The 25,258-nt window shown below is 74.1% G+C and carries 13 protein-coding genes and 1 riboswitch; of the genes, 9 read left to right on the forward strand and 4 right to left on the reverse strand.

Annotation, left to right across the window (positions count from 1 at the left end; translation table 11 throughout):
* Positions 1-2 precede the first annotated feature (2 nt).
* The 4 genes from ACWEJX_RS15255 to ACWEJX_RS15270 are packed head-to-tail and all read left to right on the forward strand — an operon-like array spanning position 3 to position 12,958.
* Entirely contained in the window at positions 3-9,233 is a 9,231-nt protein-coding gene (locus ACWEJX_RS15255; protein ID WP_451607908.1) for a Tc toxin subunit A-related protein, read from the forward strand.
* Positions 9,230-10,591: a Kelch repeat-containing protein gene (locus tag ACWEJX_RS15260; protein WP_451607909.1), complete on the forward strand. Its 1,362-nt coding sequence runs from the start codon at positions 9,230-9,232 to the stop codon at positions 10,589-10,591. Before ACWEJX_RS15255 ends, ACWEJX_RS15260 begins: the two co-directional genes overlap by 4 nt.
* Positions 10,592-10,616: 25 nt before the next feature.
* Positions 10,617-11,804: a Kelch repeat-containing protein gene (locus ACWEJX_RS15265; RefSeq protein ID WP_451607910.1), complete on the forward strand. Its 1,188-nt coding sequence runs from the start codon at positions 10,617-10,619 to the stop codon at positions 11,802-11,804.
* Positions 11,801-12,958 carry a Kelch repeat-containing protein gene (locus ACWEJX_RS15270; RefSeq protein ID WP_451607911.1) on the forward strand — a complete coding sequence of 386 codons (1,158 nt, stop codon included), beginning with the start codon at positions 11,801-11,803 and terminating at the stop codon, positions 12,956-12,958. The genes ACWEJX_RS15265 and ACWEJX_RS15270 overlap by 4 nt, the downstream gene beginning before the upstream one ends.
* Positions 12,959-13,181: 223 nt before the next feature.
* On the opposite strand, the gene exaC is transcribed toward ACWEJX_RS15270, so the two are convergent.
* Both exaC and ACWEJX_RS15280 read right to left on the reverse strand, forming a co-directional pair.
* Positions 13,182-14,705, reverse strand: coding sequence for an acetaldehyde dehydrogenase ExaC (gene exaC / locus ACWEJX_RS15275; protein ID WP_451607912.1), 1,524 nt, complete (start codon positions 14,703-14,705; stop codon positions 13,182-13,184).
* A 418-nt stretch (positions 14,706-15,123) separates the two neighbouring features.
* Entirely contained in the window at positions 15,124-16,422 is a 1,299-nt protein-coding gene (locus ACWEJX_RS15280; protein ID WP_451607935.1) for a GAF domain-containing protein, read from the reverse strand.
* Between the two features lie 149 nt (positions 16,423-16,571).
* Positions 16,572-16,690, forward strand: a riboswitch (ZMP/ZTP riboswitch).
* Between the two features lie 27 nt (positions 16,691-16,717).
* Here ACWEJX_RS15280 and ACWEJX_RS15285 point away from each other — a divergent pair.
* Positions 16,718-17,572, forward strand: a complete 855-nt coding sequence (locus tag ACWEJX_RS15285) for a bifunctional 5,10-methylenetetrahydrofolate dehydrogenase/5,10-methenyltetrahydrofolate cyclohydrolase (RefSeq protein ID WP_451607913.1) — start codon at positions 16,718-16,720, stop codon at positions 17,570-17,572.
* 123 nt (positions 17,573-17,695) lie between these two features.
* Positions 17,696-18,457, forward strand: coding sequence for a hypothetical protein (locus ACWEJX_RS15290; RefSeq protein ID WP_451607914.1), 762 nt, complete (start codon positions 17,696-17,698; stop codon positions 18,455-18,457).
* A 126-nt stretch (positions 18,458-18,583) separates the two neighbouring features.
* Here ACWEJX_RS15290 and ACWEJX_RS15295 read toward each other — a convergent pair whose 3' ends face one another.
* Positions 18,584-20,146, reverse strand: a complete 1,563-nt coding sequence (locus ACWEJX_RS15295) for an SWIM zinc finger family protein (protein WP_451607915.1) — start codon at positions 20,144-20,146, stop codon at positions 18,584-18,586.
* Positions 20,143-23,052, reverse strand: coding sequence for a DEAD/DEAH box helicase (locus ACWEJX_RS15300; protein WP_451607936.1), 2,910 nt, complete (start codon positions 23,050-23,052; stop codon positions 20,143-20,145). Before ACWEJX_RS15300 ends, ACWEJX_RS15295 begins: the two co-directional genes overlap by 4 nt.
* Here ACWEJX_RS15300 and ACWEJX_RS15305 point away from each other — a divergent pair.
* The 3 genes from ACWEJX_RS15305 (at position 22,985) to ACWEJX_RS15315 (ending at position 25,140) form a co-directional block, all read left to right on the forward strand.
* On the forward strand, positions 22,985-23,257 hold the full coding sequence (locus ACWEJX_RS15305; protein WP_451607939.1) for a hypothetical protein: 273 nt from the start codon (positions 22,985-22,987) through the stop codon (positions 23,255-23,257). The two genes, ACWEJX_RS15300 and ACWEJX_RS15305, sit on opposite strands and share 68 nt — an antisense overlap.
* Before the next feature lie 171 nt (positions 23,258-23,428).
* Entirely contained in the window at positions 23,429-24,520 is a 1,092-nt protein-coding gene (locus tag ACWEJX_RS15310) for an acyl-CoA desaturase (protein WP_451607916.1), read from the forward strand.
* Between the two features lie 50 nt (positions 24,521-24,570).
* Entirely contained in the window at positions 24,571-25,140 is a 570-nt protein-coding gene (locus ACWEJX_RS15315; RefSeq protein ID WP_451607917.1) for an MOSC domain-containing protein, read from the forward strand.
* The last annotated feature ends 118 nt before the right edge of the window (positions 25,141-25,258 follow it).

The raw sequence follows: 25,258 nt of genomic DNA on the forward strand, positions 1-25,258 counted from the left end.
CAATGACCAGCGAACTCCCGAGCGTCCCCGCCCCCGGCGAGCCTGACGCTCTCCGCCGACTTCGCGGGCGCGTCCTGCGCGCCGACGGCGCACCCGGCGCCGGAGCGACCGTCCACGTCAGCACCCGGAAGCTGCGCACGAGTGAACAGCTGGGCGTCACCCGCACCGACGGCGAGGGCTGCTTCCTCGTGGAGTTCACGCGACCAGCCGGGCCCGTGGACCTGCTGGTCGAGGCGAGCCTCGACGGCACGTCGGCCCGGGTGGCACGGGCACTCGACGGACGGCCCGACACCCCGCTGGACCTCACCCTGCCGGCGGACCGGCGCAGCGCCTACGAGCGGCTGCTCGCCGGGCTCGCCCCGCTCCTCGACGGCACCGACCCGGCCGAACTCACCGCCGAGGACGTCGACTTCCTCGCCCGCGCCTCCGGGCAGGAGCGGGACCGGGTCGCCCGCCTGGCCGCCGCCGCCCGGCACGCCCGGACCACCGGCCAGCCCACCGAGGTCTTCTACGCCCTGCTGCGCCACGGACACCCGGACGACCTCGGCGCCCTGGCGCAGTTGCGGGCGGAGGACGTACGGCGCGTCCTCGGCCCACCCGCCCCTCCCACCGACGGACGACCCGACCGCGCCGTGCGGCCCGAGCCCGCCCGGCGGACCGTGCCCCACCAGGACCTCTCGGCGCACACCGACGCCTTCCTCACCGCGCTGCGCGAGATTCAACTCACCACTGCTGAAGCCCGGTTCGCGGGTGGGCCGGACTCCGCGACCCCGCTGGCCCGGATCTTCACCCTCGCCGTCCCCGACCCCTCGGCCCGCGCACGCCTCTACGACGCCTACCTCGACTGCGCGGACGACGGCAGCTGGCACGCCGAAGCCGTCGCCGGACCCGAGGCCACCTCGCACACCGACCGGCTGCGCCTCGCCCTGGACCTGGCCGCGACCACAGCCGACCATCCCGAGCTCGTCGCCGTCCTCCTCGACCGCTTCGACTCGGGCGAACTCACCCGACCTCGAGACCTGGTGACCCTCGACGAGGAGTGGCCCGATCTGGTGGACCGGGCCGGCGGACCGCCGCCAGGGCGCGAGGCGCCCGAGTACGCCGAATCGGTCCGCGCCGCCGTCGCCGCCGCCCACCCCACCGCCTACGTGGCGCACAAGCTCGCGGCCCTGCCCGAACACCGCGACGCCCCCGCCGCCCGCTTCCTGGCAGAGAACCCCGACTTCGACATCGCCGGCACCCCGGTCAACAGCGCGACCGTGCCGGATGCCGAAGCCCGCCGCGAACTCGCCCCCGTGCAACGCGTGTTCAAGATCGCACCCCGCTTCGAGACCCTGCAGGCGCTGCGCGCCGACGGCTTCGACTCCGCACAGGCCATCGCCCGTATCGACCGCGCGGGCTTCGCCCGCCGGATGGCGGGCCAGGTCGACGAGGAGGAGGCGCACGCCCTCCACGAGCGAGCCACCCGGATCCACGCGAGCGCGGTCAACCTCGTCGCCGACCTGCGGACCGCCGGGCACTTCGACGTCCCGTGGCTGCCCGCCGTAGCCCAGGCGGACCCGCGCATCCCTGACTGGGAGGAGCTGTTCGGCCCGGCCGACTACCCGTCGGTCGAGGACTGGCAGACCGTCCACGGCCAGCCCGCCTATCTCGTCGACCTCCTGTACTACCTGCGCCGCCTCGGGGAGAACTTCGGCACCCCGCCGCCCACCACCTCCGGAGACGGGCCCGTCGCCGACGTCCTCTTCGCCCGCCGCCCCGACCTGTGGCAGATCCACCTCGGCAAGGACAACACCGAACTCGCCCTGCCCTACGTCGACCTGGTCAACGAACTCCTCGAATCGGCCGTCGCCCCCGAGACCGCCGTCCCCGCCGAGCGGCGCCAGACCACCGGCGACGCCGCCGAACTCCGGGTCCGCCCCCAGCACGTCAACCCCGGCGCGTACGACAGGCTGCGCACCGCCGTCTACCCCTGGGACCAGCCCTTCGACCTCTGGCACGTACAGACCGGCGCCTGCCTCGACCACCTCGGCATCGACCGGAACACGCTCCTCGCCACCCTCGGCGTGTCCGGTGCGAGCCCCGAGGAGGCCAGCGCCACCCGCACCGCCGAACGGCTCGGCCTCAGCCGGGCCCAGCACCGGACCATCGCCGCCGAACCGCTCACCCCCGCCCGGTCCCTCGCCGAGTTCTACGGGCGGCCCGCCGACCTCACACCCGCCGAGCTGGTCACCGAGATGACCAGCGTGCGCACCCTCCTGGACACCGGCCACCTGCGCTACGCGGAGCTCGACCTCGCCCTGCGCACCCGGTTCGTCAACCCGGGCGGAACCGTCACCATCCAGACCGATCCCGAACTGCCCTACGACACCACCAGGATGACCCTGACCGGTGTCGATGCTGCCTTTCTCGAACGGTTCCACCGCTTCGTCCGGCTGCGCCGTGCGCTCGGCCTCTCGGACGAGGAGACCGACCGGCTCATCGCCGGAAGCGGCTCCGGCGGACGCCTCGACGTCGCCGCCCTGCGCTCCATCGCCGCCGCCCAGGGCCTCGCCGCCCGGCTGGGTTTCGACACCGACCAGGTCCTCGCCTTCTCCCAGCCGCTCGACACCCACCCGTACCCCGGCGCCGACCGGCCGCCGCTGTACGACCGGCTGTTCCTCGATCCGGCCGTCGTCACCGTCCCGCCCGGCGAGGCCCACCCTTTCCGGCTCACCCCGGACCGTACGGAACTCCAGGAGGTCGGGCCGCTCACCGGCTGGCCCGCCGTCACGGCCGCCCTGCTGGCCGTGCTGCGCGTCACCGACGACGAACTCGCCGCCCTCACCACCGGACCCGACGCCGTCATCGGCGACCGGCTCGACCTGCTCGCCCTCACCAAGCTCGTCGCCTGGGTCGCCCTCGCCCGGGGCGCCTCCCTGAGCGTGCCCGACACCCTCCGGCTCGCCCGCTACTGCCAGCCTTTCCTCTGGATCACCACCCCGGTGGCCGTACGGGACCGGGACGCGGACGGCGAGACGGAACTGGCCGGCGGCGCCCCCGTGCGACTGCCCGCCCGACCCCCGTACACCCCCGGCGAGACCGAACTCGGCGGCGGCGCCCCCCTGACCTTCGACGACCGCGGCCCGGCCGCGGCCGACGCGCCCGCGCAGCCCGTCGACCGGGGCATCGCACACACCGAGGAGTTCCTGGACCTCGCCGAACTCCTCGCCGAGACCGGACTCACCGTCGGCGACCTCGACGCACTCCTCCTCGCCGTGCCGCCCGGCCCCGGCGACCAGAGCCCGGTGCCCCGCGACGAGTCACTGGCCGCCACCCTCACCAGCCTGCGCGCCGCCGTCCAGACCGTCCACCAGCAGACCGCCCGCACCACCGACGACAAGGGCGAACTCACCCGCAAGAACCTGGCCCTGCTCGGCTGGGACACCGCCCTCGTCCAGCAGGCCGTCGCCACCCTGCTCGGCACCGTCACCTACACCACCCCCCTGCCCGCGCTGCCCGCGGGACTCGTCCTGCCCCCCGACCTGCCGCTGCGCCACGAGCCCGCCGAACGCCCCGAGGACGGCCTGCTCACCTTCGGCGGGCCGATGACCCGGGCGCAGCTGGACCGTATCCTCGCGCTCAGCACCGACACCCCCTTCCGGACCGCGGTGAACGCCCTGCACGACGCGCCCCGCGCCTTCGTCCGCGACCGCATGAGACTCCTCCGCATCCCCGTCTTCGCGGCCCCCCTGGACGCCCTGCCCGCCGGATACCGCATCCCGCCGACCCTGACGGCCAAGGTCTTCCACGACCCCAGCCTGCGTGCCCTGCGCTCCCGCGGCTACCTGACCGAGGCGGAGCACGCCCTCCTCACGCTCGACGGCACCCCCGCCGAGATCCTGCGGGCGGTCGCCGGCCTCATGACCGCCCAGCAGGCCCCGCCCGAGGACGGCAACGCCTTCCTCGACGCCCAGGCCGCCGGCACCCTCTTCGACGGCGCGGACATCACCCCCGCGGACCGCTTCCACATCGTCCTGGAACGCCTCGCCCCCTACCTGCGGCGCACCCTGAGCGAGACAGCCGTCGTCCAGCAGCTCGGCCAGGCCGCCGGCCTGGACTCCGCGAGCGCCGACACCCTGCTGCGCACCTGGCTGCGCCCCGCGGGCCGGCCCCCCGCCCTCCAGGACTTCCTGGCACCGGAGTTCACCGACAGCGACCCCGGGGTCTCGGTGACCCGGACCGCCTTCGACCGGCAGTTCCGCATGCTCGCCTTCCTGTACCGGGTGACGCTGCTGCTCGGCCGACTGCAGGTGACCGCCGAGGAGATCCCGTACGTCTTCGGGTACGCGGCCCAGGGCGGCTGGCTCGACCCGAACACACTGCCCCTGGCCCCCGTGCCGGCTGCCCCCATCGCCCCCCTGCGCACCCTGCTCCACCTCGCCCGGCTGCGCTCCGCCGTCCGCGGCGGCGTCCCCACCCTCCGCGCCGTCTTCGACGTGGCCCGCACCCCGGGCGCCCAGGAACGCGAGGCCGCCGCCGAACTCGCCCGCCGCACCGACTGGAACGCCGCCGACATCACGGCCGTCGCCCACGACCACGGCATCACCACGGCCGCCCAGTACGGCGGCGTCGCCGCGCTGAGCGCCGTCCTCGCCAGCATCGCACTGCTGCGCCGCCTCGGCGTCGCCGCCGAGCGGGCCCGGCCCTGGCAGCGCCCCGAGCTCACCGCCGAGGCCGCTGAGGCCGCCTGGCTGACAGCCAAGTCCCGGCACGCGCCCCGCGACTGGACGGCCGCCGCCACCCCGCTGCGGGACGCCCTGCGGGAACGGCAGCGGGCCGCGCTCGTGTCGTACCTGGTCGCCCATCCGCTGCTCGACGGAGACGGCCGCCCCCGGTGGAAGGACGCCGACGACCTGCACGACCACTTCCTGCTCGACGTGGAGATGGGGCCCACCCAGCTCACCACCCGGCTCGCCCAGGCCGTCTACTCGGTGCAGCTGTTCGTCCAGCGCCTCCAGCTCAACCTGGAGCACGCCTACACCTGGCACGGCGACGGCCTGTGGGCCCAGTGGGAGTGGATGAAGCAGTACCGGCTCTGGGAGGCCAACCAGAAGGTCTTCCTCTACCCCGAGAACTACTTCGAGCCCGAACTGCGCGCGGACAGGACGCCGTTCTTCACCGACTTCGAGAACGCCCTCATGCAGCGCGAGGTGACCTCCACCGCCGTCGAGGACGCGGTCAAGGGCTACCTGGAGAGCCTGGACAAGGTCGCCCGGCTGCAGCCCGCCGGTCTGTGCCACGAGAACAAGGAGGGCGACGGCGACCTCCATCTGGTGGGCCGCAGCGCGGCCACGCCCCGCGAGCACTACTACCGACGGAGGGTCGACGGCCGCTACTGGACCCCGTGGGAGCGGATCGAACTCGACGTCGACGGCGACCCGGTGATCCCCGCGCTGTGGAACGACCGCCTGTTCCTCTTCTGGACGACGCACGAGCTGGTGTCGGAGCAGCAGCAGCTGAAGATGCCGCAGGCCGGCGACCCCCTGGAGGAACCCCCGAAGCACCTCGAGTTCAAGCTGAACTGGAGCCAGTACGTCTCCGGCAAGTGGCAGCACAAGACCGTCGCCAAGGACATCCTGTACGCGCGGCCGGCCGTGATGTTCGGAGCCGAGGGGGTCCTCCAGCCGGAGCTCTACGCGCTCGCCACAGCCAGTCCGGACGGAGAGAGATTCTCCCACGACCTCATGGTGGATTTCCTCTTCGGCAACAGACAGGGCGCTGCCGGCGAGACGTACATCGGCGGCAACTACTACCTCACTCCACGTCTGGACGCCACGACGTACGGAGCGTTCTTCGACTACTACTCGCCCTACGGGACTTTGCCCGCGCCTCCGCAGACACGGCCGTACTACGGAGAGTTCGTGGGGCGCAGCGACACGTTCGCCTCCAGCTTCATGTTCGACGTCCAGAACCCCTGGACCCGTCCGCATGTGGAACTGATGCGGCGCCCCGTGAGCGCCGGAGTGCCCCGGTTGCGCTGCTCGCACGACCGCAACGACACGCCCACCCGCTTCTTCCAGACGTACACGGACGACATGCGGTCCTTCCTGCTGGTGCCGCAGCCGTACGGCACCGCGCACGTACAGATCCTGCCGATCTATCACCCGTTCACCCAGACATTCGCCTCCCGTCTGGCCCAGGACGGCATGGACGGGCTCTACGACCGCGACATCCAGCTCGACCCCGAGAAGTTCGGCGTGCCGTTCGACTTCACGGACTGGTACGGCCCCAACACGGACGTCATCCTCGGGGACCTCCCCAAGGAGACCCTCGACTTCGACCGGGCCGGCGCCTACGCCGACTACAACTGGGAGCTGTTCTTCCACGCCCCGCTCCTCGGCTCCAACCGTCTCTCCACCAACCAGCGGTTCGCCGAGGCGCAGCAGTGGCTGCACCGGATCTTCGACCCGACCGACCGCGCCGATCTGCCGGAACCGCAGCGGTTCTGGCGCACCCAGCCCTTCTACCTCACCGACGACTACACCAAGGAACGCATCGAGGTGATCCTGCGCCGCCTCGCCGAGGGCGGCTGGCGCGACACCCCCGAGATCTACCAGTGGCTGACGCACCCCTTCCAGCCGGACGTGGTGGCACGTCTGCGCACCACCGCCTACCAGAAGGCGGTGGTGATGAAGTACCTCGACAACCTGATCGCGTGGGGCGACCAGCTGTTCCGGCAGGACACCATGGAGGCCGTCAACCAGGCCACCCAGCTCTACATCCTCGCCTCGCAGCTGCTCGGCCGACGCCCCGACGAGGTGACCGGCCGGACCGTGCCGGAGCCGAAGAACTACCGGCAGGTCGTCGAGGGCTCGCCCGGGCTCGTCGCCGCCGTCGTCCAGGCCGAGCACCTGGTGCCGGCCGGACCCGCACGGACCACCACCGAGCACGCCGCACCGCGGATCGCGCCCGGGTTGGGCACGAACTGGCTCGACTACTTCGTCATCCCGCGCAACGACAAACTCCTGCGCTACTGGGACACCGTGGCCGACCGGCTGTCCAAGATCCGCGCCGGACAGAACATCTCCGGCGTCCAGCGGCGCGCCGCCCTGTTCGGCACGGCCATCGATCCGGCGCTCCTGGCCCGGGCCGCGGCCGCGGGGATCAGCATCGAGAGCGTCCTGGACGACATCAGCGCGCCCCTGCCCCCGTACCGCTTCGCCACCATGCTCACGAAAGCGAAGGAACTCACCGGCGAGGTCAAGGTGTTCGGAGCGGCCCTGCTCAATGCCTTGGAGAAGCGCGACGCGGAGGCACTGGCCCGGCTCCGCTCGCGCCACGAGACGGAGGTGCTCAAGGCGGCGCGGGCGGTGCGCGAGCAGCAGGTCCTGGAGGCCGACGCGGCCCTCCAGGCCGCGCGGAAGCAGCGGGATGCCGCCGACGGCAAGGTCGAGTACTACTCCACCCGGTCCTACATGAACACCGGCGAGATCGCGCACACCGTGCTCTCGGCCGCGGCCCTCGTGCACCAGGCCGTCGCCGCGGGCGTGGACATGACCGCCAGCGCCATGGGGCTGATTCCCGACGTCAAGACCGGCACGCCCACCACCATGGGCCTCACCTTCGGCGGCCAGAACCTGAGCCAGGCCCTGCACGGGCTCTCCGGTTCTCTCGAGAAGGTGGCCAACAGCCTCAACGGCGCCGGGGCGCTGGCCGCCACCATGGCCGGCTACGACCGGCGCCGGGACGACTGGGACTTCCAGGCCGCCCAGGGCCGTATCGAGCAGCAGCAGCTCGACCGGCAGATCACCGCAGCGGAGATCCGCCTCCAGACGGCCCAGAAGGAGCTGGAGAACCACGACCTCCAGCTGGCCAACGCCCGCGAGGCGGACGCCTTCCTGTACGAGAAGTACACGAGCGAGGAGCTGTACGACTGGATGGCGGGACGGCTCGCCACCAGCTACTTCCAGGCGTACCAGCTCGCGTACGACCTGGCCAAGCGCGCCGAGCGGTCCTTCCGCCACGAACTGGGCGTCGAGGACTCCGACTACATCCGGTTCGGCTACTGGGACACCCTGTACAAGGGGCTGTTCTCCGGCGAGCGGCTGAGCGTCGACCTCGGCCGGCTCGACGCCGCGTACCACGAGGCCAACGCCCGGGAGTTCGAGCTGACCAAGCGGATCTCGCTGGCCCAGATCGACCCCGTCGCCCTGCTCCGGCTGAAGGAGACCGGCAGCACGTACGTCTCCCTCCCGGAGGCCCTGTTCGACCTGGACACCCCCGGGCACTACCTGCGCCGGATCAAGAACCTGGCCGTGACCGTGCCGTGCGTGGCGGGCCCATACACCTCCGTCAACCTGACGGCGACCCTGCTCGACAGCACCGTACGGGTCGACCCGCGGCTGACCGACGGGAAGTACGCCCGGCAACGCTCCGACACCCGGTTCCGCGACAGCACCGGAGCCGGCCAGTCCATTGTGACCAGCACCGGCCAGGACGACTCGGGCCTCTTCGAGACCAGCCTGCGCGACGAGCGGTTCCTGCCGTTCGAGGGCGCGGGGGCGGTGAGCCAGTGGCGGCTGTCGCTGCCCGAGGAGTTCCGGCAGTTCGACTACGAGTCGATCAGCGACGTCGTCCTCCACCTGCGCTACACCGCACGCGACGGCGGCAGCGCGCTCGCCGAGCGGGCCGTGACCGAACTGCGCACGGCGCTCACCCAATGGGCGCACGGGGACGGCGCCTCCTCCCTCTTCCGGGTGTTCAGCGCCCGGCGGGAGTTCGGCGACCGCTGGAGCCGTTTCCTCTCCCCGCAGCCGGGCGAGGCGGCGACGCTCCGCTTCACGGTGGCCAAGGACCGCTTCCCGTACGTCTTCCGGGACGAGCGGATCACGGTGTCGCAGCCCGAACTCGTCCTCGTCCTGTCCGGAGAGCCGCGACCCGACGGCCGACGGCGGTACGTGGACTGCTACGGCGACGGGGAGCCGTTGGCCGGCACCCTCGTCGCCCGGCGCGGCCACTCCGCGGAGATCAGCCTGGCCGCCGATCCCTCGCTCGGCGGCCAGCCGAAGGGGGCCGTCGACGGGGCGGGCGGCCTGGTCACGGAGGCGGGGGAGGAGTGGGAACTGACCGTGCCGGCCGATCGGATCGCCGCGCTTGCCGCCGATCTGCGGGACGGCTCGGGACTCGACCCGGAGGCCGTGCTCGACCTGCTGCTCGTGGTCCGGTACACCGTGGCGAAGGTGGAGCGGTGAAGCTCCCGAGCGGCGGTCCGGGCGGTCCGGGCGGTCCGGCGAGTTCGGGCGGTCCGGGGAGTTCGGGCGGACGGGGCGGTCCGGGGGTTTCGGGCGGAGGGGGCGCCTTCGGCCGACCGGGGACCGTCGGCGGGGCGGCGGGCCCGGGGCTGCCCGCCCGGCGGGCGCAGGCCACCGCTCACCGGAACGCGGCCACGGTCGACGCCGCGCCCGGCGCCTGGACCGCCACGGGACCTCTGCCCTTCGCCGGGTTCTGGGGCCAGCCCGCCGACGCCGCCGTGCTCCTCGGCGACGGCCGGGTGCTCCTGGCCGGCGGCGAGGACGGCCGGCGCACGCCCACCGACGCCACCACGCTCTACGACCCGGGCGCGGGCACCTGGACGGCCGCCGCCCCGATGTGGACCCCGCGCAGGCTGCACACCGTGACCCCGCTCGCCGACGGCCGGGTGCTGGCCGTCGGCGGCATCGGCCACGCCCCCGACGGCCCCGCCGAAGGGCTCGCCACCGCCGAGGTCCACGACCCCGCCACCGGGCGCTGGACACCCACCGGCGCGCTGCGCCAGGCCCGCTTCTCCCATTCGGCGACCCGGCTCCCGGACGGCCGGGTCCTGGTGGCGGGCGGCGCCACCGCACGCCCCGGCCCCACTCCTTACACCCTGCGGACCGCCGAGCTCTACGACCCCGTCACCGGCCAGTGGACCCCGGCCCGGCCCATGACCGACGCGCGCTTCGGCCACCCGGCCGTGCTCCTCGGCGACGGCCGGGTGCTGCTCGTCGGCGGGGTCCTCGCGGTCGGGAGGGGTCGCTACGGGGCGCTCGGCTACTGCGAGACGTACGACCCGGCCACCGGGCTCTGGGCGCCCACCGGCACGCTGGCCGGCGCCCGCAAGGGCCATCAGGCGACCCTCCTGCCCGACGGCAGCGTGCTGGTGACGGGCGGCGACATGCGCGGCTTCCGCTCCGACGACTGGGCGTTCGACCCGTACAGCCAATGGGTGACGGAGCGCTTCGACCCCGGCTCCGGCACCTGGAGCACCGACACCGACATGCCGTGGGGCCGTAGCCACCACCGGGCGGTCCCGCTCGCCTCGGGCCAGGTGCTCGTCATCGGCGGTACCGACGACATCTCGCTCGCCGTCGGCTACCAGAACGCGATGCTCTACGACCCGGTCGCGCGCGCGTGGTCCACGGAGTTCGGCATGGTGGAGGGCCGTTGGGCACCGGCCGCGGTCGCCCTCCGGGACGGCCGGGTCCTCGCCGTCGGCGGACTGACCCGGTCCGGGCCCGCGGCCCCCGTCCTCGGCGAGGACGAGGTCACCGCCACCAGCGAGATCTACACGCCCGCGAGCACGCGGTGACGCAGCGAGCGGAAGGAGGACGAGGATGCGCACGCTCGTGACGGACGGCGGTGACCGGCCGCAGCCCGCCGGAACCGTCACCGGACACTGGACACCGGCCGGGACGCTCCCCATCCCGATGGTCTACTGGCACGGTCAGTACGAGGGTCCCGTCACCCTCCTCGACGGCCGGGTGCTCGCCGCCGGCGGCGCCGGACGACTTCTCGAAGCCCTCGCCGACACAGCGGTGCTCGACCCGGCCTCGGGCACCTGGACCGCGACGGGCAGGCTGCACGAGGCACGCCGCATCCACTCGCTGATGGTGCTTCGCGACGGCCGGGTCCTTGCCGCGGGCGGCATCACCGGCTCGCAGGCCTTCCCGCCGAGCACCGTCGCCAGTAGCGAGCTCTACGACCCCGGGACCGGGACCTGGACGCCCGTGGCGCCCATGGCCGGTGCCCGGTACGGGCACTCGGCCACCCTGCTGACGGACGGCCGGGTCCTCGTGGCGGGCGGCAACCGGCTCCGCGACGCACGGACCGTCGTCACCCTGACGACCGCCGAGCTCTTCGACCCGGACACCGGCACCTGGTCGCCCGCCGCCGAGATGGCCGACGCCCGCTGGCACCACATCATGGCCCCGCTGCCGGGCGGACGCCTCCTCGCGGTCGCCGGCCTGGCCGCCACCGGGCAGGTCGTGCCGACCGCGCTCGCCCTCTGCGAGGTCTACGACCCGCGCACCGACAGCTGGGCGGCGACGGGGGCGCTGCGCGACGCCCGGTACGGCCACCAGGCCGTCCCGCTGCCCGACGGCACGGTCCTTGCCATGGGCGGTGGACGGTCGCGCTCCGACGACGCCCGCTTCGACCCGTACGGGACGACGAGGGTGGAACGCTACGACCCGGTGACCGGAACCTGGTACGACGAACAGCCGCTGCCGTGGACCCGCAACTACCCCCGGGCGCTGCCCCTGCCCTCGGGCGAGGTCCTGGTGTTCGGCGGCGCGGACGACGCCGCCCTGGACGTGGGCTTCCCGAGCGCGCTGCGCTTCGACCCGGCCGCCCGTCGCTGGTCCCCTGCCGGGCCACTGCGGACCGGACGCTGGGCGTTCGGCGCGACCTCGCTCGCCGACGGCCGGGTGCTCGCGGCGGGCGGGGTCTCCCGCGCCGGGGCCGCCGCCCCGATCTTCGCCGCGGATGCCTCCGCGAGGGAGGCCGAGGTGTTCACGCCATGAGCACCGGTCACTGGGCACCGGTCGGCGCACTTCCCTGGGAGCGGGACCTGTTCGGCGCGGCGAGCGGCGCGGTCCGGCTCCCCGACGGCCGGGTCCTCCTCGCGGGCGGGGCGGACGCGCTGCTCGGCGCCACCGCCGAGGCGGCCCTGTTCGCCCCGGCCACGGGCACCTGGTCGGAGACGGCGCCCCTGCGCACCGCCCGGCGGATGCACACCACCACCGTCCTCGCCGACGGCCGGGTCCTCGTGACCGGCGGCTACACCGGCCCGCTCTCCTTCCCCGTGCGCCCACTCGGCACGGCCGAGGTGTACGACCCCGAGACCGGCCGCTGGACGGACACCGCGCCCATGGGGCAGGCCCGTTGCGGGCACTCCGCGACACTGCTCGCCGACGGCCGGGTCTTGGTGGCGGGCGGCAGCGACCGCCGCTCGGGGGACTCCGAGCATTCACTGACCTCGGCCGAGGTGTTCGACCCCGAGGTCGGCGGACGGTGGACCGCGACCGGCGACCTCACCGACGCCCGGGCGTACCATCCCGCCGTGGCCCTGGCCGACGGCAGCGTCCTGGTGGCCGGCGGCTGGACCGCGACCCGCCGGGACGGGTCGGGAGGGGCCGCCCTAGCGTACTGCGAGCGCTACGACCCGGGCACCGGCACCTGGACCCGCACCTCCGGCCTCGCCGCGCCCCGTACCGCCCACCAACTGACGCCGCTGCCCGACGGTTCCGTGCTGGCCACCGGGGGCGGCACGAGCGGGGACATCGGACCCGACGGACGCGTCGACCCGTACAGCCTGGCCACCGCCGAGCGCTACCGCCCCGGCCCCGGCGCCTGGACCCGCGAGCCGGACATGCCCTGCGGCCGTTCCCTGCACCGGGCCCTCCCGCTGCCCTCGGGCCAGGTCCTGGTGGTGGGCGGCAGCACGGAGCCCCTGCACGACGCGGGCCTGAGCAGCGCCGTGCTGTACGACCCGCTGACCCGGAGCTGGTCGCCGGCGGCCGGGATGGCGGTGGGCCGCACCGAGTTCGCGGCGGTGCCACTGGCCGACGGGCGGATCCTGGTGGCGGGCGGCGCGGTCCGCACGGGCCCGTCCACGCCGACGGGCGGCCATCATCGGCTCACGCGCACGAGCGAGCTGTACACCCCGGCCTCTTGAACCTTGCCAACGGCCCTTCGACGATCGCTGGTTGTCATGGGCCCGGCCCTCTGCGGGAAGACGTAGGGGTTGGTCCGTGACTGGTCCGGAAGAGCTGGTCAGGGGTGGGGCACCGGTGGGATGAATCGGGAGCTCCGGCGCAAAAGCGATCCCTCGCTAGGTGGGGCGAGCCAGGGGCGCCTGTCCGGGTGTAAGCCCCGGTCAGGTGCCTCTTTTCAGGCTTCTAGAAGAAACCGAGTTTCTTCGGCGAGTAGCTCACCAGCAGGTTTTTCGTCTGCTGGTAGTGCTCCAGCATCATCTTGTGGGTCTCCCGTCCGACCCCCGACTGCTTGTAACCGCCGAAGGCCGCGTGCGCCGGATACGCGTGGTAGCAGTTCGTCCAGACGCGGCCCGCCTGGATCGCGCGGCCCGCGCGGTAGGCGGTGGTGGTGTCGCGGGTCCAGACGCCGGCGCCGAGGCCGTAGAGGGTGTCGTTGGCGGTGCGGACGGCGTCGTCGAAGTCGGCGAAGGAGGTGACGGCGACGACCGGTCCGAAGATCTCCTCCTGGAAGATCCGCATGCGGTTGTCGCCCTCGAAGACGGTGGGCTGGACGTAGAAGCCTCCAGCCAACTCGCCGCCGTGCTCGATACGCTGACCGCCCGTCAGGATCTTGGCGCCCTCCTGCTGGCCGATCTCCAGGTAGGCGAGGATCTTCTTCAGCTGGTCGTCGGACGCCTGGGCGCCGATCATCGTGGCGGTGTCGAGGGGGTGCCCCGGGACGATGCGTTCCGTACGGGCGATCGCCGCCTCCAGGAACTCGTGGTAGTGGCCGCGCTGGATCAGCGCGCGGGAGGGACAGGTGCAGACCTCGCCCTGGTTGAGGGCGAACATGGTGAAGCCTTCGAGGGCCTTGTCGAGGAAGTCGTCGTCGGCCGACGAGACGTCGTCGAAGAAGATGTTGGGCGACTTGCCGCCCAGCTCCAGCGTGACCGGCTTGAGGTTCTCGGCGGCGTATCCCATGATCAGCCGGCCCGTCGTCGTCTCACCGGTGAACGCGATCTTCGCGACCCGCGGGGAGGACGCCAGGGGCTTGCCGGCCTCCTCGCCGAAGCCGTTGACGATGTTGACCACGCCGGGCGGCAGCAGGTCGGCGACCAGGCTCATCCAGTAGTGGACGGAGACGGGGGTCTGCTCGGCGGGCTTCAGGACGATCGTGTTGCCCGCGGCGAGGGCGGGCGCCAGCTTCCAGACCGCCATCAGGACGGGGAAGTTCCACGGGATGATCTGGGCGACGACGCCCAGCGGCTCGTGGAAGTGGTACGCGACGGTGTCGTCGTCGATCTGGCTGAGCGCGCCCTCCTGGGCGCGCAGCGCGCCCGCGAAGTAGCGGAAGTGGTCGATGGCGAGCGGGATGTCCGCCGCCAGCGTCTCGCGGACCGGCTTGCCGTTCTCCCAGCTCTCCGCGACCGCGAGGGCCTCCAGGTTCTGTTCCATCCGGTCCGCGATCCGCAGCAGCACCTGCGCCCGCTCGGCCGGCGCGGTGCGACCCCACGCCGGGGCGGCCGCGTGCGCCGCGTCGAGGGCGCGCTCCACGTCCTCGGCGGTGCCGCGCGCCACCTCCGTGAAGGGGCGGCCGTCGACCGGGCTCGGGTTGTCGAAGTACCGCCCGCGCGCCGGGGCGACGTACTCACCGCCGATCCAGTGGTCGTAGCGCCCCGCGTACGACATGAGCGAACCCTCGGTACCGGGTGCGGCGAAACGGGTCATGGGCATGGCCTCCCTCTGTGCGACCTGCGATGCGACCTGCTTGCGGCCACTTGCGGTGTGGCCGCGTGGGATGCGGCTGTGCGCGGTGCGACCGCCCGCGGTGTGCCACGTGTCGTACGACCGCTGGCTGTGCGGCCGTGTCCGGTGCGATCACCCGCGTTGCGGCCACGCGACGCGACCGCCCGCGCTGCGAACGCGTGTGAAGCGACCACGTGCGGTGCGAATGCGTGCGACCGCCCGCGGTGCGAGCGCGTGCGACACGACCGCCCGCGCTGCGAACGAGTGCGACCGCCCGCGCTGCGAACGCGTGCGACACGACCGCCCGCGCTGCGAATGCGTACGACCGCCCGCGCTGCGAGCCCGTGCGACACGACCGCGTGCGACGCGGCCCCGCCGCCCGTTCCTGCCCGGCCGGCGGTCAGTGCCGAGTGTGCGCCGCCGGACGTTGCAACCCCGTTGCACCCGACGCCAGTTCGGCGTCCAGGGCGGCGAGCCGTGCCCGTACGGCAGGGGCCTGCGCCGCCGGTGCGGCCGAGGCGAGCGCCCGCCACACCGCCACGTCGTCCTCGCCCCACGCGCTGTACGCCCAGTCCGCGAGGAGCCCCGGATCGCCCCGGTCCACCAGCGCCGCCCGCAGCCGCCCGGTCAGCCGCTCCCGGAGCCGTACCACTCCCGGCGCGCACGACGACGGCAGCAGCGGTCCCGCGTACCCACGGAGCGCCGTCGACACGGCCCCCGACGCCAGCCGCCGGTCCACCACCGCGAAGTCCGCGTCCACCGCCTCCGTCAGCCGGTACGGACGGGAGGCGAGCAGCTCCGCGCCGAGCAGGCCGCGCAGCCGGGACAGCTCCGCCCGCAGCGTCACCGGCGTGACCGACTCGTCCTCGTACAGCAGCGTGAGCAGCTCGTCCCCGGACACGCCCTCCGGGCGCTGCGCCAGGATCACCAGGATCTCGCTGTGCCGGCGGCTCAGCCGCAGCCGCCGCCCCGCCACGTGCAGCAGCGCCTCGTCCCGGCCCAGGGCCGTGAGCCGCGGCCGGCCGGCCGGCGGGGCGGGGGAGACGAGCGCGAGCTGCGACTCGGCGGCCCGCGCCACCGCCTGCACGAACGCCAGACTGTGCGGATGCGCCAGCCCGTCCCCGCCGGTGATGTCCACCGCCCCGAGCAGCCGCCCGGAGTGCGGATCGTGCACCGGCGCCGCCACGCAGGTCCACGCCTGCACCGGCCGCCGGAAGTGCTCCGCCGCGCACACCTGCACCGGCCGGTCCAGCGCCATGGCCGTCCCCGGCGCGTTCGTCCCCGCCGCCGACTCCGACCAGCGCGCCCCGGGCACAAAGTTCATCCCGCGTGCCAGCCGCAGCGTCCCCGGATGCCCCTCCACCCACAGCATCCGGCCCGCCGCGTCGCACACCGCGAGCAGATGCTCGCCGTCCCGCGCGTACGCCCCCATCAGCTCCCGGACCACCGGCATCGCCGCCGCCAGCGGATGCTCCTCCCGGTGCCCGGCCAGCTCGTCCTCGTCCAGCTCCACGCGCGCCGCGCCGTCCGGGCTCACCCGCGCCCGCGCCGAACGCCGCCAGGAGTCCGCCACCAGCGGCCGGACGCCCGGGCAGCCCGGCGGGGCCGCGAGCTGCCCGTCGGCCGTGAACGCCTCGTGCGCCCGCCGCACCGCCGCACCGTCCGTGTCCGCCCACGTGTCACGCCACGTGTCGCTCACGCTCAACTCGGCCTCCCCGTCGAGGTCGTCGGGCACCCGTCGGCACCGTGGACGCCATCGTCATGCGCGCACGGCGGGCCGACAAGCGTCCGGACCGGCCCGCATATGCGCCCTGACCGGTACCCATCACCCGGGGGTCCCGTACAGTGGGACCGGGCCGTGACTGGCGCTTGAGGTGGATCACCACCGGGGAGCGGCCCGGCGGACGCGCGTACTCGCAGAACCGGTGCACGCGGCCGTGTCGCAGCCGTGCGCCTGGGCGAACCACGTTCTCGACGACGCCCAGGAGTGGCCCATGTCCACCAGCACCGCACGCCTCATGGACGGCACCGCGCTCGCCCGCCGCACGGTCGAGGAGACCGCGGCCCGCGCCGCCGAGATCACCCGCCGCACCGGCACCACCCCCTGCCTCGCCACCGTCCTCGTCGGAGCCGACCCGGCCTCCGTCACGTACGTCAAGATGAAGCAGAACCGCTGCGCGAAGGCCGGAATCCGCTCCAAGCACGTCGAGCTGCCCGCCGAGACCACCACCGAGGAGCTCGTCGCGGCGATCACCGCGCTCTCCGAGGACCCCGAGGTCCACGGCATCCTGCTGCAGCACCCGGTCGGCCCGCACATCGACGAGCGCGCCGCCTTCGAGGCCATCGCCCCGGAGAAGGACGTCGACGGCGTCACCATGGCCTCCTTCGCCGCCATGGGCTTCGGTCTGCCCGGCTTCGTCTCCTGCACCCCCGGCGGCATCATGCGGCTGCTCGACGAGTACGAGGTCGAGCTCAGCGGCAAGCGGGCCGTCGTCGTCGGCCGCAGCGCCATCCTCGGCAAGCCGGCCGGCCTGCTGCTCCTCGGCCGCGACGCCACCGTCACCTACTGCCACTCCCGCACCACCGACCTCTCCGCCGCCGTGCGTGAGGCCGACATCCTGGTCGCCGCCGTCGGCAAGCCGCAGTTCATCAAGGGCGAGGACATCAAGCCCGGCGCCGTCGTGATCGACGCCGGCTACAACGCCGGCAACGTCGGCGACGTCGACTTCGCCGGCGCCGCCGAGCGCGCCTCCCTCATCACCCCGGTCCCCGGTGGCGTCGGCCCGATGACCATCGCCGTGCTGCTCGCCCAGACCGTCGACGCGGCCGAGCGCCAGCTCGGACTGTAGGTCTTCCATGGCGTGGGCCCCGGGTCTCGTGCGAGCAGCGGGATTGTCACGGTTCTGTACGAGCGGGGCCCAATGCGCCGGTATCGCTCGCCACATGGGCATGCGCGGGCGAGGCTGATTCCCATGCACCGCCCGCCGACGGAAACCCCGTCCCGCGACGCCCGGCCACCGCGACGGCCGGGCGTCGTCGTCCTGCCGGTCGCCGCGCTCGCCACCATAGTGGCGCTCTCGGTGGCCTTCACCGCACACGGTGGTGGGCCCGAAAGCGATCTGCACGGCGCGCCGCCCCCGGCACACGACACGAGCGGGACAGCCGACCCTCTCGACGCCGTCGACCCGTCCGCCGCGCCGCCCGGTCAGCACCCCTCGGCACTGGCCGAGCGCCCCAGCCCGCTGCCCGTCCGCACCGCGGACCGCACGGCGGAGGGCCGTACCGAGGCCACGGCGACGGCCACGGCGACGGCCACCGCCGTGCCGCGCCCGTCCGCGTCCGCCACGCCCCCGCGGCAGCGGCGCGCCACTGCGAACCCGCCCGTCCGCACGCCGTACGACACCCTGCGCGTCGGTGACTGCTTCGACATCGACCGCGACGCGCCCGGCACCGTCGTCCGCCGCGCCTGCGACACGCCCCACGACGCCGAGGTCGTCGCCCGTCCCCTCCTCACCGGAAGCTACGGCGACGACCGCGCGGTACGGGACGCGGCCGCCGCGCTCTGCCGGGCCCCTCTCCGCGTCAAGGCCGCCGCGCAGCCCCTCGGCACCCGCTGGACCACCTTCGTCCAGTACCCGTACCGCACCAGCTACCTCCTGGGCGAGGACAGGATCGCCTGCAGCCTGGCAGCACCGTCGGACACCGGCAGGAAGCTGACGGCTCCGCTGCAGTGAGGCGCGCCGGGAGGGCGCGGGGCGGGGCGGGGAGTCTCGGCGCGCGACACCCGGTGCGGGAGGCCGGCCCGACGTTCGGGGCCTCGCCGTTCCGCACCGCCCCGTCCCACCCGTGCGCCCGCGCGGCTACCCCTCCGCCACGCCCGACAGCGCCGCCGCCGGGTCGTGGTCCGGCGGGCCCGCCGGGGTCCAGAGACCGTCCTCCTCGCGGTACGGCCACCAGCGGCCGTCCTCGCCCAGGCGGAGCTGGACGCCCGTGCCCGTCAGGGTCCAGCGGGCCGGGCCGGACGGGTGGAGGGCGGGCCGGTCGGCGGGGTCCCAGGCGTCCAGGAGCCGGGCCTCGGCCCGACGCAGGGCGTCGGGGTCCGGGGTCCACTCCTCCTCCAGGACCGCGAGGCCGGCCGGGCCGCCGAGGCGCCAGGCGCGGACCGCGAGGTCGAGGCCGGTCCGGGTGCGGCCCGTGCCGGCGGCGAGGCGGGCCGCGATCCACGACGCGGGGGAGCCGGCGGCCAGCCGTACCGCGTCCTGGGCCACCGTCAGGGGCGGGTCGGTGAGCGTCGTCGCGGCGCTCGGCTCCGCCTGCGCCGGGCCGGGCGGCGACGGCACCGCCGTGGCAACACCGGACAGCAGCCGGTGGGCCCGGGCAGCCGCGTCCGCCGCGAGGAACTCCAGGGCCGCCGGGTCGAGGCCCGGCTCCGGGTCGGTCTCCGTGTCGAGGGACGGCGGCGCGCCCGGCGCGGCGGACGGGACCGGCGGCGCGGGCAGCGGAGGCAGGATGCCACCCGCCGCGAACGCCTCCGCCGCAGAGACACCCGAGACACCCGAGACACCTGACGCACCTGCCGCACCCGAGAGACCCGGCACGCCGGCCCCGCCCGAGCCGCCCGTCGTACCGAAGCCGCCCGACACGCCGGACCGCCCGCCCCGCGACCCGTCGGATTCCACCGTGGCCCACGCCGCGCTGCGCTCCTGCAGCGCCTCGATCAGCGCACGCTCGCCCCGTCCCCGCATCAGCATCAGCACGAACGGGTCCTCGTCGAGCAGCCGCGCCACCTGGTAGCAGAGCGCCGCCGTGTGCGGGCAGTGGTCCCAGGCATCGCAGCCGCACTCGGGCTCCAGGTCGCCGATGCCCGGCAGCAGTTCCAGCCCGGCCGCCGCCGCGTCCTCCACCAGGTGCGGCGGCATCTCGCGGTCCAGCAGCGCCGCGATGTGTCCCGCACTGGCCACCGCCAGTTCGACCAGCCGGTCCCACTCCGCCTCGGACAGCTCCTGGAGCAGCACGTCACTGCGGTACGACGTGCCGTCCGGATCCCGCACCAAGGCCGTGATCCGCCCCGGCCGCACCGAGACCGCGCCCACTGCCCCCGCCCGGGCGCGTCGCCGCCCCGCCTTCAACTGCCGGCCGTCCAGCGCCGTGTCCTCGAGGGCCTTCAGCCATGCCCGGCCCCACCAGGTGCGGGCGAACGCACCGCCCTGGACGGGTGGCAGCGCCGCGAAGGTCCGCGTCGCGTCAGCGTGCTCCCGGTAGCGCCCGCGGCCCCCGCGTCCCCCGTCCCGGCCATGGTCCCCGTGCGCTCGGTCCTCCCCGACCCAGCCGTGGCCCCCGTGGCCCCCGTAGCCCTGGTCCTCCCCGTCCCACCCGTCGTACCGGTCGTACCCGTCGTCTCCGTGGGTCCCGTACTCGCTCATCGTCCGTCCTCCCCGCGCAGCCGCACCAGTTCCGAGAGTTCCGCGTCCGTCAGCTCCGTCAGGGCCGCCTCGCCCGAGGCGAGCACCGAGTCGGCCAGTGCCCGCTTGCGCTCCAGCATCTGCGCGATCCGGTCCTCGATCGTGCCCTCGGCGATCAGCCGGTGGACCTGCACGGGCTGGGTCTGTCCGATCCGGTACGCCCGGTCGGTGGCCTGCGCCTCCACGGCCGGGTTCCACCAGCGGTCGTAGTGCACGACATGGCCGGCCCGGGTGAGGTTGAGTCCGGTGCCCGCCGCCTTCAGGGAGAGCAGGAAGACCGGCACCTCGCCGTTCTGGAAACGGGCGACCATCGCCTCCCGCTCGGCGACCGGCGTGCCGCCGTGCAGGAACTGTGTCGGCACGCCCCGCGCCGCCAGATGCGCCTCCAACAGCCGGGCCATCCGCACGTACTGCGTGAAGACCAGCACGCTCGCGTCCTCCGCGAGGATCGTGTCGAGGAGTTCGTCGAGCAGCTCCAGCTTGCCCGAGCGCCCCGCGATGCGGCCCCCTGTGCCGAGCGCCGGGTCCTGCCCCGGGTCCTCCTTCAGATACTGCGCCGGATGGTTGCAGATCTGCTTGAGTCCGGTGAGCAGCTTGACCACCAGGCCGCGCCGCTCCATCCCGTCCGCCTCGGCGATGGCCGCCAGCGTCTCCCGCACCACCGCCTCGTACAGCCCCGCCTGCTCCTTCGTGAGCGGCACGGCCCGGTCGGTCTCGGTCTTCGGCGGCAGCTCGGGCGCGATGCCCGGGTCCGACTTGCGACGGCGCAGGAGGAACGGCTGTACGAGCGCGGCGAGGCGCGCCGCCGCTGCCGGGTCGGTGCCGCCCTCGACGGCGGAGGCGTACCGCGTACGGAACGCGCCGAGCCCCCCGAGCAGTCCCGGGGTCGTCCAGTCGAGGATCGCCCACAGCTCGGAGAGGTTGTTCTCGACGGGCGTGCCCGACAGCGCCACGCGCGCCTTCGCGCCGATGGTGCGCAGCGCGCGGGCCGTCGCCGAGTAGGGGTTCTTGACGTGCTGCGCCTCGTCGGCGACGACCAGCCCCCACGCCTGGTCCGCGAGCCGGGCGGCGTCGAGCCGCATCGTGCCGTACGTCGTGAGCACGAACTCGCCGTCGGCGAGCCCGTCCAGCGAGCGCGACACGCCGTGGAAGCGGCGCACCGGCGTGCCGGGGGCGAACCTCTCGATCTCACGCTGCCAGTTGCCCATGAGCGAGGTCGGGCAGACCACGAGCGTCGGACCCGCCGCTGCCGGATCGGTCTGCCGGTGCAGATGGAGCGCGATCAGGGTGATGGTCTTGCCGAGGCCCATGTCGTCGGCGAGGCAGCCGCCGAGGCCGAGCGAGGTCATCCGGTGCAGCCAGGCGAGGCCGCGCAGCTGGTAGTCGCGCAGCGTCGCGGCGAGTGCGGCGGGCTGGGCGACCTCCTGTCCGCCGCCCTCGGGGTCGGCGAGCCGGGCCCGCAGCCGCTCCACCCAGCCGGTGGCCTGGACCTCGACCCGCCGTCCGTCGACCTCGGTGGTGCCGGTGAGCACGGCGCCGAGCGCGTCGACCGGCGTCAGCTTGCGGTCCTGCCGCGCGTGGGCGCGCCGCACCTCGTCCGGGTCGACGAGCACCCACTGGTCGCGCAGCCGGACCAGCGGCCGGCCGGCCTCGGCGAGCCGGTCGAGTTCCTCGCGGGTCAGCTCCTCGTCGCCGATCGCGAAGCGCCAGTGGAAGGCGAGCAGGGCGTCGGCGGAGAGGAACGACGGCAACGCGTCACCCCGGCCGCGGGCACCGGCCCCGGCCTCGCCCGGCGCGCCCGGTTCCCCTTGCTCGCCGTGCTCGTCCGGCGGCCCGATGACGGCCCGCGCCGTGAGCCGGTGCGCCAGGTCGCGCGGCCAGTGGACCCGTACACCCGTGGCGGCGAGCGCGCGAGCGGCCGGCCCGAGCAGCTCGGCCACCTCCTCGTCGGCCAGCTCCATCGCGTCGGGCACCGCGGCCGACAGGAGCGGCGAGAGCGGCGCCCAGGCGCGTGCCGCGCGCCGCAGCGCGAGCAGCGCGTCCATCCGCGCCCGCGCCCCGAAGGCCGCGCCCGCCGGAGCCGTCCCCGCCCACACGTCCGCCGCGTCGGCGACGAGCGTGGGATCGGCGACGGCGTGCATCTGCAGGACCGCACGGAACGAGGGCGCGTCGGCTGGGGACGTCTCTTCGTCGGTCTCCGCGCCCATCGACTCCGCGCCCACCGTGTCCGCGCCCACCGTGTCCGCGCCCACCAACTCCACGCGCAGCGACAGGCGTACGCCCGCGTCGTGGCCGGCCGCCACGTCCGCCGCCCAGGCGCGCTGGTGCGGCAGCGCCTCGGGCGCATGGTGCTCGTCGGCCGCGAAGGCGGGGCCGCCGGCGGCGAGAGCGGCGGCGGGGGTGCGGGGCAGGACGTCGGCGACGGCGTCGGCGAACGCGCGGAGCAGCTCCTCGGGTTCGGGCAGCAGCGGCCCGCCGTCCCCGTCCGGTTCCGGAAGCGGCACGGCATGGGCCGACGGCGGCATCGACGCGGCCAGATCGCGCAGGGCCGCCAGCTCCTTGGGGCCCAGCGGGCCGACGCGCCAGCAGTCGTGGTCGTGCGAGGTGAGGCCGGGGAGGATCAGCCCGCGCGAGACGAGGTCCAGGGAGAAGAGCACGGCCGCGCCCCAGAAGGCCGCCGACGCAGAGGCGTTCTCGTCGAAGCGTGCCCGGACGAGGACGGGCAGGGCCTCCCGTACGGAGAGCAGGTGCGCGCGGACGGTCCGCGGCCGCACGTCGGCGTCGACGACGGTCAGCGCGGTGCCCGACTCGAACGAGCCGGCGGACCAGAAGGCGATCCGTCCCGCCCGATACGGATCGGCGGGCAGGAAGAGGACGGAGCAGCGGGCGAGTTCAGGGGCCGGGACTAAGGACGAGGGAGAGGACGAGGGAGAGGACAGGGGTGAGGACGAGGACGAGGACGAGAGCGACTGCGACGGAGACTGCGACAACGCATTCCTCAAATTTGACTACTGGGTCGAGCGGCCGAAGGTAGCTCAACTCCCCAACCGCCGGCGAACCTTGACGCTGTGATCCCCGTCACTCCGTACCGCCGGGGTGGGGAAAGCCCCACCCCCGCACCCGGGCCGCCCCCCGACCCGGTCCGGGTGGTGACGCCATGGCCCGGAACGATCACCGATCCGTACGTTTTCGGTAGCCGGCGCGGCCCGCGCCCCAGCCCCTTCCCGGACCCCGGAGACCGACATGCCCCAGGCCACCGCGACCCTCACCGCGCCGCCAGCACCCGCAGCAGCACCCCGTCCCAAGGGCGCCGGCAGCGAGTTCGCCCCGCTCCTCCGGACCGTCAGGGCGCAAGGACTCCTCGACCACCGCCCCGGCTGGTACGCCCGGAGCATCGTCGCCAACCTCCTGGGCATCGCGGCCGTCGTCACCGGACTCGCCCTCGTCGGCCCGTCCTGGTGGGCCCTGCCCCTCGCCCTCCCGCTCGCGCTCTTCTCCGCCCGGGTCGCGTTCGTCGGCCACGACGCGGGCCACGCGCAGATCACCCGCAACCGCGGCGTCAGCCGGCTGATCCAGCTCGTCCACGCCAACCTGCTGCTCGGCATGAGCCGTGAGTGGTGGAACGACAAGCACAACCGCCATCACGCCAACCCCAACCACCTCGACAAGGACCCGGACGTCGCCGCCGACGTCCTCGTCTTCGCCGCCCACCAGACCACCGGCCGCACCGGCCTGCGCCGGTGGCTCACCCGCCACCAGGCATGGCTCTTCTTCCCGCTCACCACCCTGGAGGGCATCGCCCTCAAGGTGTACGGAGTGCAGGCCCTGCTCTCCCGCACCGGCCCCTATCGCACCCCGCGCGAACGCCTCGTCGAGGGCGCCCTGCTCCTCGCCCACCTCGCCGGCTACGCGGCCCTGCTGCTCACGCTGCTGACCCCGCTCCAGGCCCTCGTCTTCGCACTGCTCCACCAGATGCTGCTCGGCGTGCACCTCGGCATGGCCTTCGCCCCCAACCACAAGGGCATGGAAAGGCCCGACGCCCATCCGGACGGCGGCTCCTGGGGCCATCTGCGCCGCCAGGTCCTGACCTCCCGCAACATCCGCGGCGGCGCCGTCACCGACTGGTTCCTCGGCGGCCTCAACTACCAGATCGAGCACCACCTCTTCCCCAGCCTGCCCCGGCCCCATCTGCGCCTCGTCCAGCCCGCCGTCCGCGCACACTGCGAGGCGCTCGGCCTCCCGTACACCGAGACCGGCTTCGTCGAGTCCTACCGCCAGGCCCTCGGCCATCTGCACGAGGTGGGCGCACCGCTGCGGGTCCAGGGCATCGCATAGGGTCGAGAACGCGCCACTCCAGCGCACCAGGGGAAGGGGAGCTCCACATCATGAGCGCAGCGACGACCGACGCCTTCGGTACCGGCACCGTCACGACGGTCAGCAGCAACGGCACCTACTCGTTCACCAAGCCGAACCGTGCGAGCATCACGCTCCTCGCCGGGCTCGGCGTCGAGGGCGACGTGCACGCCGGAGTGACCGTCAAGCACCGCTCCCGGGTCGCCAAGGACCCGACCGTGCCCAACCTGCGCCAGGTGCACCTCATCCACGCCGAGCTGTTCGACGAGGTGGCGGGCGCCGGCTTCGAGGTCGCCCCCGGCGCCCTCGGCGAGAACGTCACCACCCGCGGCATCGACCTGTTGGGCCTGCCCACCGGCACCCGGCTGCACCTCGGCGCCGAGGCCGTCGTCGAGGTCACCGGCCTGCGCAACCCGTGCGCCCAGATCGACGCCTACCGGCACGGACTGCTGAAGCAGGTCCTCGGCCGGGACGAGAACGGGCAGGTCGTCCGCAAGGCCGGGATCATGTCGATCGTGCTGACCGGCGGCGAGGTGCGGCCGGGTGACGCGATCGGGGTCGAGCTGCCGGAGGGGCCGCACCGCCCCCTGGATATGGTCTGACCGGCTTCCCGTACGGGGCGCGGAAGTCGACCACGTCACCGCTCGCCGACCGGCCGGTCACCCGGTTCGCGGGCGGTGCGGCGTCGCCGCAGCGGTGCGACGGGCGCCACGCCGCCTC

The sequence above is a fragment of the Streptomyces sp. NPDC004788 genome, from assembly GCF_053601115.1.